General features: G+C 71.8%; 11 protein-coding genes and 1 tRNA gene. 3 read left to right on the forward strand and 9 right to left on the reverse strand.

The window, feature by feature from the left end:
• Positions 1 to 13: 13 nt before the first annotated feature.
• The 3 genes from ACZ5D2_RS06240 to ACZ5D2_RS06250 form a co-directional block, all read right to left on the reverse strand.
• On the reverse strand, positions 14 to 1,870 hold the full coding sequence (locus tag ACZ5D2_RS06240; protein ID WP_266842164.1) for a tetratricopeptide repeat protein: 1,857 nt from the start codon (positions 1,868 to 1,870) through the stop codon (positions 14 to 16).
• Positions 1,871 to 2,085: 215 nt separating this feature from the next.
• Positions 2,086 to 2,159 (reverse strand) — tRNA-Met (locus tag ACZ5D2_RS06245).
• A gap of 53 nt (positions 2,160 to 2,212) precedes the next feature.
• Positions 2,213 to 5,107, reverse strand: coding sequence for a UPF0182 family membrane protein (locus tag ACZ5D2_RS06250; RefSeq protein WP_468927591.1), 2,895 nt, complete (start codon positions 5,105 to 5,107; stop codon positions 2,213 to 2,215).
• 158 nt (positions 5,108 to 5,265) lie between these two features.
• Between ACZ5D2_RS06250 and ACZ5D2_RS06255 the strand changes: the two genes are divergently transcribed.
• Positions 5,266 to 5,838 (forward strand): PPA1309 family protein, encoded by a 573-nt coding sequence (locus ACZ5D2_RS06255; protein WP_371676751.1) that lies wholly within the window; start codon positions 5,266 to 5,268, stop codon positions 5,836 to 5,838.
• Between the two features lie 52 nt (positions 5,839 to 5,890).
• Here ACZ5D2_RS06255 and ACZ5D2_RS06260 read toward each other — a convergent pair whose 3' ends face one another.
• The 4 genes from ACZ5D2_RS06260 to ACZ5D2_RS06275 all read right to left on the reverse strand — a co-directional run bounded on the left by ACZ5D2_RS06260 (position 5,891) and on the right by ACZ5D2_RS06275 (position 9,300).
• Positions 5,891 to 6,979, reverse strand: coding sequence for a YlbL family protein (locus ACZ5D2_RS06260; protein WP_371676752.1), 1,089 nt, complete (start codon positions 6,977 to 6,979; stop codon positions 5,891 to 5,893).
• Positions 6,980 to 7,178: 199 nt separating this feature from the next.
• A complete protein-coding gene (locus ACZ5D2_RS06265) occupies positions 7,179 to 7,385 on the reverse strand; it encodes a hypothetical protein (protein WP_266842160.1) in 207 nt (68 codons plus the stop codon).
• Positions 7,386 to 7,552: 167 nt separating this feature from the next.
• On the reverse strand, positions 7,553 to 8,014 hold the full coding sequence (locus ACZ5D2_RS06270) for a molybdenum cofactor biosynthesis protein MoaE (protein WP_371676753.1): 462 nt from the start codon (positions 8,012 to 8,014) through the stop codon (positions 7,553 to 7,555).
• Between the two features lie 119 nt (positions 8,015 to 8,133).
• Complete coding sequence (locus ACZ5D2_RS06275) at positions 8,134 to 9,300, reverse strand: SDR family oxidoreductase (protein ID WP_356211373.1); 1,167 nt, start codon at positions 9,298 to 9,300, stop codon at positions 8,134 to 8,136.
• Between the two features lie 192 nt (positions 9,301 to 9,492).
• Here ACZ5D2_RS06275 and ACZ5D2_RS06280 point away from each other — a divergent pair, with 192 nt between their 5' ends.
• A complete protein-coding gene (locus ACZ5D2_RS06280) occupies positions 9,493 to 10,893 on the forward strand; it encodes a zinc-dependent metalloprotease (protein WP_468927514.1) in 1,401 nt (466 codons plus the stop codon).
• Complete coding sequence (locus tag ACZ5D2_RS06285) at positions 10,890 to 11,420, forward strand: NUDIX hydrolase (protein WP_371676755.1); 531 nt, start codon at positions 10,890 to 10,892, stop codon at positions 11,418 to 11,420. The genes ACZ5D2_RS06280 and ACZ5D2_RS06285 overlap by 4 nt, the downstream gene beginning before the upstream one ends.
• Before the next feature lie 72 nt (positions 11,421 to 11,492).
• On the opposite strand, the gene ACZ5D2_RS06290 is transcribed toward ACZ5D2_RS06285, so the two are convergent.
• Together ACZ5D2_RS06290 and ACZ5D2_RS06295 are read right to left on the reverse strand one after the other, a co-directional pair.
• The gene (locus ACZ5D2_RS06290; RefSeq protein ID WP_468927518.1) at positions 11,493 to 12,248 is read right to left on the reverse strand and encodes an AIM24 family protein; all 756 of its coding nucleotides are present in this window, start codon (positions 12,246 to 12,248) and stop codon (positions 11,493 to 11,495) included.
• Positions 12,249 to 12,265: 17 nt separating this feature from the next.
• Entirely contained in the window at positions 12,266 to 12,946 is a 681-nt protein-coding gene (locus ACZ5D2_RS06295) for an AIM24 family protein (RefSeq protein ID WP_030225900.1), read from the reverse strand.
• Between the last annotated feature and the right edge of the window lie 20 nt (positions 12,947 to 12,966).

The following is a 12,966-nucleotide window of genomic DNA, read 5'->3' on the forward strand; positions in this document are numbered from 1 at the left end:
CAGGCCGACCATCTCAGGCCGACAGCTCCTCCGCCAGCGCGTCGCGCAGCCGGGCCGCGCGCTCCGAGACCTCCGCCGGGCCCAGCTCCATGGCCCGCACGCACCACTTCTGCCCCTCGGACAGGTCTCCGTGCCGGGCCGCGAGCAGGCCCAGCCGCAGCGCCGCCCTGCCGTGCCCCGCCACCGCGGCGCGGGTCCACCACAGGGCCGCCTCGGGCTCGTTGCCCTCGCGGGCCAGCAGCAGCCCGAGGTTGAACGCGCCGTTGCGGGAGCCGGCCTCCGCTGCCTCCCGGTACCACCGCGCGGCCACCGTCAGGTCGCCCCGGGCTGCGGCCAGCATCCCGACCCGGACCTGGGCCCGCCGGTGACCCTGCTCGGCGGCGCGCTCGTACCACTCCTCGCTCTCGGTCCGCGCGGCCCCGCCGACCGGCTCGCCCAGCGCCACCGGCTCCGGCGGCGGGGCGAGCGACTCCAGCAGGGAGGCCAGCCGGAACGCCGCCTCGGCGCTGCCGCCGCCCGCCGCGCAGCGCAGGTGCCGCTCGGCGGCCCGCTCGGCCCCGTCGCGCACCAGGGCGATCCCGACCTGGAGCGCCGCGTCGGTGTGGCCGGCCGCGGCGGCCCGCTCGTACCACTTCAGCGCCGTGCGGTCCTCGTCGCGGCTGGCGAAGAGGATGCCCAGGTTGAAGGCGGCGTCCACGCTGCCGGCCTCCGCCGCCTTGGAGAACCACGGCTCGGCCCCGGCCGCGTCACCGCCCTGGAGGAGCAGGATGGCAAGCGCGTTGGCGGCCTCGCGGTGGCCCGCGTAGGCGGCCCGGCGGTACCACTGCTCGGCCTGCGCCGTGCGTTCCTGCGCGGCGCAGAGCAGGGCGAGGTTGTACGCGCCGTTCTGGTCGCCCGCGTCCATCGCGGCCCGGTACCACTTCTCGGCCGTCTGGGTCTCGCCCCGGGCGGCGTGCAGCGCGCCCAGGGCGTTCGCCGCGTTGCCGTCGCCGTCCTGGGCGGCCCGCAGCCACCACGATGCCGCGCTCTCCTCGTCCCCCGCGTCGCGCAGCAGGAAGCCGAGGGCGCACGCCGCCCGGGCTTCACCCTGCTTCGCCGAGCTGAGGTACCAGCGTCCGGCCTCCTTGAGCTCGCCGCGCGCCTCCAGCAGGGCGCCCAGGTGCAGCCCGGCGCGCCGGTGCCCGCGCGCGGCGGCCTGGCGGTACCACTGCTCGGCCTCGGCGGGGTCGCCCTTGCGCAGGTGCCGTGCCAGGCGGTACGCCGCCTCGCGGTGCCCCTGCTCGGCGGCGGCCCGGAACCAGCGCTCGACTCCCTTGTCCCCGCGGTGCTCCAGCAGGTCGGCCAGGCCGTAGGCGCCCAGGGCGTGGCCGGATTCGGCCGCCTGGCGCAGCCAGTACTCGGCGGCGGGCTCGTCCCCGCGCTCGCGGTAGTGGCGGCCCAGGGCGTGCGCGGCCGGGGCCGATCCGGCGACGGCCGCGACCCGCCACCAGCCGGCGGCGTCGTCGGGGTAGCCGCGCTGGTGCAGGAGGACGCCGAGGTTGTTCGCGGCGGCGCGGTCGCCCGCCGCGGTGGCTCCGCGCAGGTACGGTTCGGCACCGGCCAGGTCGCCGCGACGCAGCAGCAGGGCCCCGAGCACGCTCATGGCGCCCGAGTCGCCCTTGTCGGCGGCGAGCCGGTGGCGGGCCTCCAGCTCGGCCTCGGTGGCGCCTTCGGCCTCGCCGAAGGCTTCTTCCGCGAACACCGCATCGGTCAGTGCGGTCTGCGCGTTGACAGACTGAGCCGCCTCACCGGACTCCGTACCCGACTCGGCCTCCGCCCTCACAAACCGCCCTGTCTCCAGCAGAGTTGACCTGTCCCCCATAAATCCCATCGTCGCATCACCTGCTACCCGCGTACACCTGGTATGTCGCAGCCAGTGAGGTCACTACAGCGTTTTGTCGACATGCCCACAGAGAGACAAGTCAAACACGCCCACACCCCAACTCACCCGCCCCAGTGACCCCGTGTCTCCCGGCTTCTTCTTCCGGCCCCCGCCCGGACATGACGAAGGCCCGGATCCCATTGGATCCGGGCCTTCGTCTTCAGTAGCGGGGACAGGATTTGAACCTGCGACCTCTGGGTTATGAGCCCAGCGAGCTACCGAGCTGCTCCACCCCGCGTCGGTGAAACCACAGTATCACGACGCGGAGTGGGGCCTTGACCACGCGGGTGCCTAGCCGCCCGTCTTGGGCGCCGTCAGCTTCGCCTCGGCGTCGATCGCCCGCTTCAGCGCGGCCTTGATGTCGTCCTGGGCCTTGCCGTAGGCCGTCCAGTCGCCGGACTGCCGGGCCTTCTCCGCCGCGTCGATGGCCTTCTGGGCGTCCTCCAGGGCCGCCTTGACCGTCGGGTCCTGGGCGGTGGGCGGAGTGACGGTGCCCTCGCCCGGCGGGGTCGTCGTCGGGGGCGTCGTCGTCGGGGGCGTGGTGGGGGCCTCGGCCCCGAAGACCACGTTCAGCGCCTTCTCCAGGGTGTCCTCGAAGGCCGTCTGCCCGCCGTAGGTCACGAGCACCTTGCGCAGCAGCGGGTACTTGAGCCCGGAGCTGCGGACGTACACCGGCTCCACGTAGAGCATGCCGCCGTCCAGCGGGACCGTGAGCAGGTTCCCGTACTCGACCTCGGAGTCACCGCCGCGCAGCAGACGGATGGACTCCGCGATCTTCGGCTCGGAGTTGAACTTGCTCTGGACCTGCTTGGGGCCGTCGACCGGGCTGCTGGTCGGCAGCTTCAGGAGTCTGATCTTGCCGTAGTCCGGGGTGCCCGGATCCGCGTTGACCGCCATGAAGGCGCTGAGGTTGTCCCGGCCGTTCGGCGTGAAGGTCGTCGTGAGGGAGAAGACCTGGTCCTTCTCCTTCTGCGCCGGCATCTTCATCGACAGGTAGTACGGCGGAACCGCCGTACCGGCCTTGGTGGTCGGGTCGTCCGGGACCTGCCAGGCCTCGCTGCCGCTGAGGAAGGTCTGCGGGTCGGTGACGTGGTACCGGGTGAGCAGCTCGCGCTGGACCTTGAAGAGGTCCTGCGGGTAGCGCAGGTGGTCCATGAGCGCCTTGTCGATCGCGCTCTTGGGCTTCACCGTGCCCGGGAACGCCTTCATCCAGGTCTTCAGGACCGGGTCCTCGGTGTCCCACTGGTACAGGCTGACCGTGCCGTCGTACGCGTCGACGGTGGCCTTCACCGAGTTGCGGATGTAGTTGACCTGGCTCTCCTGGGCCACCACCGCGCGCTGGCTGTTGGTCAGCGAGTCGGCGGTGCTGTCGCCCAGCGTGGTGCGCGAGGCGTACGGGTAGCCGTTCGTCGTCGTGTAGGCGTCGACGATCCACTTGATCCGGCCGTCGACGACCGCCGGGTACGGGGCCCCGTCGATGGTCAGCCAGGGTGCGACGGCCTCGACGCGCTCCTTGGGGGTGCGGTTGTAGAGGATCCGCGAGCCCTCGCCGATGGCGCCCGAGTACAGGATCTGCGGCTCGCTGAACGCGAGCGCGTACGCGGCCCGGTTGACCGGGTTGTCGAGGTTGACGCCGGAGTCGCCCTTGTAGCTCGTCTCCTTCTCGCCCTTGTCGTCCGAGTAGTCGAGCTCCTTCTGCGGACCGCCGACGATCGAGTACTGCTTCGTCTGCTCGCCGTAGTAGATGCGCTGCTCGAAGTCCGTGCCGAACATGCCCTTGGAGGGCAGGTCGGACTGGGTGAAGTCGGGGGCGCCCTTGTCGGTGGCGGTGTTGCCCTTGGCGGCGACCACGCCGAATCCGTGCGTGTAGCGGAAGTGGTCGTTGATCCAGTTGTTCTTCGGGATGCCGCCGATGTTCAGCTCGCGGAGCCCGATGACCGTGTCCTGGCCGCTGTAGCGGTCCACGGCGAGCGTGGACGGGAAGGCGTAGTAGCCCTTGACCTGCTGGAGCTGCTGGAAGGCCGGGGAGACGATGTTCGGGTCGAGGAGCCGGACGCTGGCGGTGGTGTCCGCCGTCTTGCGCAGCTGGTCCTTGTTCGTGCCGGGGGTGGGCACGCCCGGGTAGTCCTTGACGTCGCTGCCGGCGATCCCGTAGGCGTCGCGCGTGGCCTTGATGTTCTTCTCGACGTACGGGGATTCCTTGGCCTGCTCGTTCGGCTGGACCTGGAACTTCTGCACGATCGCCGGGTAGAGCCCGCCGATCAGGATCGCCGACAGGACCATCAGGCCGAAGCCGATGACCGGCAGCTGCCAGGTGCGGCGCCACAGGGTGGCGAAGAAGAGCAGCGCGCAGATGGCCGCGATGGCGACGAGGATCGTCTTCGCGGGCAGGTAGGCGTTGGCGTCGACGTACCGCAGGCCGGTCCAGTTGTCGGCGGCCTTGAAGTCGCTGGACTTCACGGCGAGGCCGTACCGGTCGAGCCAGTAGGCGACGGCCTTGAAGGTCACGAAGAGGCCGAGCAGCACCGACAGGTGCCCGGTCGCCGCGGCGGTGGCCCGGGCACCCGGGCTGGTCACGCGCAGGCCGCCGTACAGGTAGTGCACGACGACGGCGGCGATCACCGAGAGCACGACGGCGGCGAAGCCGAAGCCGAGCAGGAAGCGGTACCAGGGCAGGTCGAAGGTGTAGAACGACACGTCCAGGCCGAACTGGGGGTCCTTGCGCCCGAAGGGCACCCCGTTCACGTACATCAGCCAGGTCTTCCACTGGCCGGCCGCCGAGGCGCCCGCGATCAGTCCGACGACCGCGGCGATGCCCAGGAGCAGCCACTTCTTGTACGGGGCGACGCTCATCCGGTAGCGGTCGAGGCTCTGCTGCTCCATCGACATCGCGCTGAGCGGCGGCCGCAGCCGGTGCGCCAGCCAGATGTTGAACCCGACGGCACCGGCCATCAGCAGACCGAAGACGGCGAAGAGGCCGATCTTGGTCCACAGGGTGGTGGTGAAGACCGTGGAGTACTTGACGGAGCGGAACCAGAGCCAGTCCGTCCAGAACCCGGCGAACATGATGAACGCCATGGCCAGGACGGCCAGGACGCCCAGGGTCATCAGAAGAGTCCGGGCGCGCCGGGAGGGGCGGCCGACTCTCATCCGTGGCCCGGAGGGGCCTCCGCCGCGGTCCGGCATCTGGAAAGCCAAGGTGCGCACCTCGAAAGTCGCTGTGGTCTGGTCGGTCTCTGGCGTACTGGAAAAGTGTCCAAAGCTGGGCCCCCGATCGTAGGGCCCACTCATGCAACTTACTGAGGCTTTAGTCAGTTCCCGCTATCGGGGAGAAAGGAGGCAGGATGTTGTCCATGTCCAACCTTTCTCCCTCCCCCGGCACCCCGATGGCGGCCGGTCCGCTGACCCGCGCCGTCCTCGAAATCGACGAGTACGCCTCCACCCTCGGCTGGGACAAGCCCGCCCGGCTCTTCGCCCTGGTCGACACGGCCCGCCTGCGCCGCTCGGAGCCGGGCCTCGCGAACCAGCTGGGCCTCGACCAGGACGACGCCGGCAAGAGCCAGCTGACCCCGATCGAGCAGGACCAGGTCCCGGCCGGGATGCCGCTGGACAAGTTCCTGGGGACCATCGCGTGGCCCGACGCGATCGTCGGCTGCGCCCTGACCGTGGAGCGGCTGATGCTGCCGCCGTCCGCGGAGGCCTCCGTACCGGAGGGGCTCAGCGACAAGCAGCTGGCCAAGTGGGTCGCCGGGCACCCCGACCGGCAGGAGGTCCGCCTGACGGTGGGCGTGCTGCGCGACGGGTCGCGGGAGTCGGCCGTGCGGCTGCGGGAGAAGGACTCCTCCAGCGAGGTGCTGACCGGGGCGACCCTGGTGCCGGGCCTGGCCGAGGCCCTGGCCGCGACCTTCCTGGACTAGTCGGGCCGGCCGGGCGGGACCCGGCGGGTCCGGGTGCGGCGGGGTCCGGCGGTCAGGACTTCGTGCACCGCGGCAGACCCGCCGTGTCCCCCTTGCCGATCTTCTCCAGGGCCTTGGTGGCGTCGTCGATGGTGGAGACCTTGACCAGGGTCAGGCCGTCGGGGGTGTGCTCCGACGCGGAGGCGCAGTTCTCGGCCGGGGTGAGGAAGTACTCGGCGCCGGCCTGGCGGGCGCCGATGGTCTTCATCTGGATGCCGCCGATGGGGCCGACCTTGCCGGTGTCGTCGATGGTGCCGGTGCCCGCGATGAACTTCCCGCCGGTCAGGCTCTGCGGGGTGAGCTTGTCGACGATGCCGAGGGCGAACATCAGCCCGGCGCTGGGGCCGCCGACGTCGGCGAGCTTGATGTCGATCGGGAACGGGAAGGCGTGGTCGGTCCCGGCCCGGATGCCGACGATGGCGTGGCCGTCGTCGGGCGCCTTGCCCGCGGTGATGGTGACCTTGGTGCTGCCGGTGGGCTCGCGGTTCTCCTTCTCGGCCGCCGCCGCGTCGGCGGCCGGGACGATGGTGAACTCCACCGGCTCCCCGGGCTTGTGCTTGGTGACGAGCTTGGCCACGTCGCCCGGCTCGTTGACCGGGGCGCCGTCCACGTCCTTGATCACGTCCCCGGCGTGCAGCTTCCCCTCGGAGGGGCTGCCCTTGACGACGGTGGAGACGATGACGCGGGCGGTGACCGGGATGCCGAGCTGCTTGAGGGCGGCCACCTTGGCGCTCTCCTGCGACTGGCTGAACTCCTCGGCGTTCTCCTGCGTCGACTCCTTGTCCGTCTTGCCGTTCGGATAGAGGTTCTCGTGCGGCACGACGATGTTGTCGCCGGCCACCCAGCCGTAGACCGCTTCCAGCAGGTTCATGTCGTAGTCCGCGCCGGTGACGCGGACCGTGGTCATGTTGAGGTGACCGCTGGTCGGGTACGTCTTGCGGCCCGAGATGTTCAGGACCGGCTCGCCGCGCGAGTCGCCGAGCGTGTTCACGGTGGGGCCCGGGCTCATCTCCGAGTACGGGACCCTGACGAACACTCCTACGCAGAGCAGCGCGAACAGCACGAGGAAGGAGGCGAGCATCGTCGCGGTGCGGCGTGGCATGGCTCGACAGTACGTGACGGCCTCTGCGGGCGGCCCCCGGGGCCGGTCCGTACGGGGCCCCCGGGCGGAACTCTCAGGTGATTCTCAGCGGAGCCGAACCTTCCGGCGGAGGGGCTCGCGGTACCCCCGCGGTGCCTTCCCGCGGTGTCTCCCCGCGCAACCGTCCGGCGGTGCTTCCCGGCGGGACTCTCGGGACGCGTCAGACGGCGTCGGAACCGGAGTGCGCCTTTTCTTTCATACGGGCCCGATGGGCCCGGTCGACCTCGTCCATGACCTCGCGGAACCTCGCGTAGCCGGCGAGCTCGGATATGTCGCCTTGAGTGCGGTCGCGTGCCGCCCAGCTGCCCCATATCGCCGCCCCGATCGCGGCGAACAGCGGAATCAGCAACCACGCCAGTGACGCCATGGACGTGCCTCCCTGCCCCGAAAAGTACGTGTCGTCGATGGCTTCAACGCTCGTGCCCGGGAGGGGGTTACGCAAATCGAGGGCGTGTTGCGCGGCCGAACGGGTGTGAGGCTACTCCCCGGCGGGGAGACCCCGGCGCCCGGGGTACCCGTTCGCGGCCGTCCGCGTCAGCAGGCGCCGACCCACTCCTCCGTGCCGTTCGAGAACGTCTGGTGCTTCCAGATCGGGACCTCGTGCTTGAGGTCGTCGATCAGCATCCGGCAGGCCTCGAAGGCCTCGCCGCGGTGCGGGCAGGAGACGGCGACGATCACGGCGAGGTCGCCCACGGCCAGGTCGCCGACGCGGTGGACCGCGGCCAGCGCGCGGACCGGGTACTTCTCGATGACCCGGTCGGCGACGCGCCGCATCTCGGCCTCCGCCGTGGGATGGCAGGAGTAGCCGAGCGAGTCCACGTCGGCGCCGCCGTCGTGGTTGCGCACCGTGCCGACGAAGAGGGTCGTGCCGCCCGTCGCGTCGTCGCCGACGGCCCGGAAGACCTCGTCGATGGAGAGCGGGGCGTCACGGATCTCGAGCAGCCGGATCGGGTCCGGAGCGGCCTGCTCGCCGGGGTGGTCCAAGTGCGGTGCCATGTCTTCCATCGTGCCCTAGCGGCCGGGGTGGTGGAATAGCCGATTCGCCCGGGCCCGGCCCGCCCGGTTGGGAGCCTCCTACAGGTGCCCCGCCCCGCGGGGCGGGGCACCGGTCCGGTTCAGATGCCCCGGCGCCGGCGGGCCCGGCGGACCGCGGCGGCGGCGCCCAGCAGGGCCACCGTCGCACCCGCGGCGCCGGCGGCGGTGGCGGCGTCCTTGCGCCCCAGCCTGCGGCCCGCGACGGTGTGCCGGCCCGCCACCTCCTGAAGCAGCTCGGCGAGCACCTCCTCGTTGGTCCAGCGGGGCCGCCAGCCCGCCGCGTGCAGCCCGCTGACGCTGACCACCCACGGGTGCATCGTGTACGCGAGGTCCCCGGCCGGGGAGGGGGTCAGGCCGATCCGGTGCAGCCGCGCGGCCGCGCCCAGGGCGACAGCCGAGGGCAGCTCCATGCGGCGGATGCCGCTCAGCTCCTCGACCTCCTCCTGCTCCAGCCAGCCCTCGCAGCCGACGGCCAGCTCGCCCTCGGCCTTCTCCAGCGCCGCGTACTCCAGGGCGCTGACCAGGTCCTCCACGTGGCAGAACTGCCAGGTGGGCCGGGATCCGGCGACGACGAGCAGGCGCGGGGACTCGAAGTACCGGGTCAGGGCGGTGTCGGTGCCGCCGACCAGCACCGCCGGGCGGACCACCGTCACGTTCAGCCCGGGGTGCGCGCGCGGGGCCCGGCGGCCCAGGCGCTCGATCTCCAGCAGGTCGCCGACACCGGTCGCCTCGGCGGTGGCGCGCAGCTCGGAGTCCTCCGAGAGCGGGATGTCGTTGTCCGGGAGGGCCCCGTAGACCATCGCGGAGGTGCACAGCACGACCCGGTGCACGCCGGCCGCCGCGGCGGCGGTCAGGACGGTCTGGGTTCCGCGTACGTTGTACGCGGTACGGGCCGCGGGGTCGGTCTCCAGGTCGAGGTCCAGCGCGAGGTGGACCACGACGTCCGCGCCGCGCAGCTTCTCCGCGATCGCGGGGTCCCGTACGTCCAGCACGTGCCACTGCGCGGACGCGCAGTCCCCGCGCCGCTCGTCGATGGCGACGACCTGCTTGACCTCGTCGGACACGGCGAGCCGGGCGACCAGGGCCGCGCCGACCCCGGACGCGGCGCCGGTCACCGCGATCACGGGGCTGCGCCGTCGCGGTTCGGCCTGGTTTCGCGACTGGCGAACGCCGGGGGCGCTGTCGCCGTGCTCGGGGCGGATTTCGGCGTCGTGCGGCGCGCGAGCCTGCGGATCTGGGGAACTCACCGGGCGTCTCCAGCGGTTGTCTTCAGTGGGGACGCGTCGTGACGCGTACCCACCAGGTGATGTCCATCCTGCCGCAGCCCAGGAGTCGGCGGAGCACCGAGCCCGGAAGCGGGAGTGGTGTCTACGCTGGGTGGTGTTGTCGGACCATTGCCCGTCGGCTCCCGCCGACGGCCCTACGAGCCGAGGAAACCCGTGAGCGACACCCCATTCGGATTCGGCCTTCCGCCGGAGGAGCCGGAGAACGGCGACGAGGGCAAGAAGGGCGGGCAGGGCGGTCCCGCGAATCCGTTCGGGTTCGGCCCTGGCGGCCTCCCCGGCGGTGCGGACAACCCCTTCGCCGCGATGTTCGGCTCGATGAACCCGAACGACCTCGGCGCCGCCTTCCAACAGCTCGGCCAGATGCTGAGCTACGAGGGCGGTCCGGTCAACTGGGACATGGCCAAGGACATCGCCCGCCAGACCGTCGCCCAGGGCACCGCGGACGGCGTGAAGGACGTGAGCGTCGGCGTCGCCGAGAAGTCGGCCGTCGAGGAGGCCGTGCGCCTCGCCGACCTGTGGCTGGACGGGGTGACCTCCCTCCCGTCCGGCGCCAACGCGGCCGTGGCGTGGAGCCGCGCCGAGTGGGTCGAGGCGACCCTGCCCGTGTGGAAGGAGCTCGTCGACCCGGTCGCCGAGCGCGTCGGCACGGCCATGGGCAGCGTGCTGCCCGAGGAGATGCAGGCCATGGCGGGCCCGCTGCTCGGGATGATGCGCTCCATGGGCGGGGCCATGTTCGGCCAGCAGATCGGCCAGGCCGTGGGCACGCTCGCCGGCGAGGTCGTCGGATCCACCGACATCGGGCTGCCGCTCGGTCCGGCCGGGCGGGCGGCGCTGCTGCCGCTGAACATCGAGGCCTTCGGCAAGGACCTCGGCGTCCCCTCCGACGAGGTCCGGCTGTACCTGGCCCTGCGCGAGGCGGCCCACGCCCGGCTCTTCGCCCACGTGCCGTGGCTGCGCTCGCACCTGTTCGGCGCGGTCGAGGGCTACGCCCGCGGCATCAAGGTGGACACCTCGAAGCTGGAGGACGTGGTCGGCCAGCTCGACCCGTCGAACCCGGAGCAGCTGCAGGAGGCGCTCCAGGGCGGCATGTTCCAGCCGCAGGACACCCCGGAGCAGAAGGCCGCGCTGGCCCGCCTGGAGACGGCGCTCGCGCTGGTCGAGGGATGGGTGGACGCGGTCGTGCACGAGGCGGCCAAGCCCCGTCTGACCTCGGCCGACGCGATGCGCGAGACCATGCGCCGGCGCCGTGCCTCGGGCGGCCCGGCGGAGCAGACCTTCGCGACGCTGATCGGGCTGGAGCTGCGTCCGCGGCGGCTGCGCGACGCCTCGCGGCTGTGGGCCTCGCTCACGGACGCGCGCGGGGTGGACGGCCGCGACGGACTGTGGGAGCACCCGGACATGCTGCCGACCGCCTCCGACCTGGACGACCCGGACGGTTTCGTCCACCGCGAGCAGCTGGACTTCTCCGAGATCGACAAGATGCTCGGCGAGGCCGCCCGCAAGCGCGACGAGGACGGCCGCGGCGGCGACCAGGACGGCGACGAGAAGAAGTGAGCCTGCACGAAGACGCGGTCCTCGTCCTGAAGCGGTACGAGGACCAGCCCGAGCTCCGCGACCTGTACCTGGAGCACCTGGCCGCCCACCCGGACGGGGTCTACAAGCCCTGCGGGGCCGGTCACGTCACCGGCAGCGCGCTGGTCGTCGACCCGCAGCGCGGGCGCGTCCTGCTGACCCTGCACAAGAAGCTCGGCATGTGGCTCCAGATGGGCGGGCACTGCGAGCCGGGCGACGCCACGCTCGCCGGGGTGGCGCTGCGCGAGGCCGCCGAGGAGTCGGGGATCGCCTCCGGGCTGACCCTGCTGCCGGGCGGGCCGGTGCGCCTGGACCGGCATCCGATCCCGGCGCCCTGCAACTGGCACCTGGACGTGCAGTACGCGGCGCTGGCTCCGGCCGGTGCCGTGGCGGAGATCAGCGAGGAGTCGCTGGACCTGCGCTGGTTCCCGTACGAGGAGGTGGCGGCAGTGGCCGACACCTCGGTGGTGCGGCTGCTGGAGGCGACCCGGGCGCGCCTGGGCGCGTAGGGCCGCCGGTACGGCGGAGGGGGCCGGTCCGGGCGGACCGGCCCCCTCCGCCGTCGCGCGGGGTGCGATGGCTCAGTTCCAGGCGTTGTTCTGGTTCTGGGCGTGGGCGCCGTGCTGGCCCATGCCGTACTGGGCGGCCATGCCCTGTCCGAGCTGGGCGTTCTGCGGCGGGAGCAGCTCGCTGGGCTGGACCAGCGCGAAGCCGGTGCCGAGGAAGCTGAGCTCCCAGCCCTCTCCGGTGTTGCCGCGGCGCCGCCACACGCCGGTGGAGTGCGTCTGGGCCTGCATCTGCACGCGCAGGGAGGTGGACCAGGCGACGATGGCGTCGGCGTCGGCGTTGACGTACTTGTCGGGGGTGACCTGCATCATCAGCGGCTGGCCGGAGGTCATGAGCGCGACCTTGCCGCGGCCGCTGATGTTGAGCTGGTACTTGCCGGAGCCGGAGATGCCGTACTGGCTGTCGACGGCGATGGCCTCGGTGTGCAGGGTGGAGTCCAGGGCCAGCACGTAGCTGTTGTCGACGGTGAGGCCGTCCTGGTCCACGTCGACGACGTGGACGTGCTGGGCGAGGTTGGCCAGGTAGACGGTGCCCTGCCCGGAGCAGCGCATCAGGTCCAGGCCCTCGCCGGTGCGGGCGCGGGCGGTGCGCTGGGTGGTGCTCTGGTACTCGCCGTCGAAGTCGACGATGCCCTGGTAGGCCACCATCGCGCCCTTGCGGGCGAGGACGTCGTCGGAACCGGTCAGCGAGACCCGCAGGAGCTGCGGGTTCTGGACGGTGTACCGGTCCTGGGACTGCGCTTCCGCGTAGCCGAAAAGTGAGCTCTGCATGATGTGTCCGCTCCCCCTCAGCCCCGGGTCCGGAGCCGGTCGGTGCTGTCCTCGCTGGGCTGTACGACGACGATGCCCTGGCCCGAGAAGGCCATCTGGTAGGCCTCCCCGCTGCCCCGGCCGATCATCGACGAGGCCTTGAAGCTGCGCTTCCCCTTGACCTTGAGGTTCGGGGACCAGGCGACGAGCGCGTCCGGGTCCACGTAGGTCTCGTCCTCGCCGCGGCCGCAGTCGACGACGATCGGGGTGCCGCGGGAGGTGATGGCGACCCATCCGGTTCCGGACACCTGGACGTTGAACAGGCCCTGGCCAGCGAACTTCGCCATGCCCTTGACCCGCTCGACGCCCCACTGGAGGTGGGCGTCGAAGGCGAGGAGGTTGGTGCCGTTGACGGACAGGGCGTCGTTGTTGAGGTTGACGCAGACGACGTCGGCGCCGTAGTCGGCGAGGTAGAGCAGGCCGTCGCCGGTGCACTTCATCAGCGGGGCGCCCTCGCCGGTCAGCCACTGCGAGGCCATCTGGCGCACGGCCGGGGGGTTGGGCTCGTACTGGACGAAGCCCTCGTAGGCGACCATCGAGCCGGTGCGGGCGAAGAGGTCCTGGCCGCTCTGCATGGCGACCTTGAGCATGGCGCGGCCGTGGTTCTCCATGCGGGCCGTGACGGGGGTGGGGGCGTAGCCCGCGAGCTGCTGGTTCATTGCGTTCATGGCGTTCATGT

The organism is Streptomyces sp. NPDC031479 (genome assembly GCF_055581065.1).

Excerpts from the sequence above, each read along its gene's own strand:
- ACZ5D2_RS06250 (WP_468927591.1), bottom strand. The coding sequence starts at position 5,107 with ATGCCGGACCGCGGCGGAGGCCCCTCCGGGCCACGGATGAGAGTCGGC.
- ACZ5D2_RS06270 (WP_371676753.1), bottom strand. The coding sequence starts at position 8,014 with ATGGCACCGCACTTGGACCACCCCGGCGAGCAGGCCGCTCCGGACCCG.
- ACZ5D2_RS06260 (WP_371676752.1), bottom strand. The coding sequence starts at position 6,979 with ATGCCACGCCGCACCGCGACGATGCTCGCCTCCTTCCTCGTGCTGTTC.
- ACZ5D2_RS06255 (WP_371676751.1), top strand. The coding sequence starts at position 5,266 with ATGTTGTCCATGTCCAACCTTTCTCCCTCCCCCGGCACCCCGATGGCG.
- ACZ5D2_RS06265 (WP_266842160.1), bottom strand. The coding sequence starts at position 7,385 with ATGGCGTCACTGGCGTGGTTGCTGATTCCGCTGTTCGCCGCGATCGGG.
- ACZ5D2_RS06240 (WP_266842164.1), bottom strand. The coding sequence starts at position 1,870 with ATGGGATTTATGGGGGACAGGTCAACTCTGCTGGAGACAGGGCGGTTT.
- ACZ5D2_RS06290 (WP_468927518.1), bottom strand. The coding sequence starts at position 12,248 with ATGCAGAGCTCACTTTTCGGCTACGCGGAAGCGCAGTCCCAGGACCGG.
- ACZ5D2_RS06295 (WP_030225900.1), bottom strand. The coding sequence starts at position 12,946 with ATGAACCAGCAGCTCGCGGGCTACGCCCCCACCCCCGTCACGGCCCGC.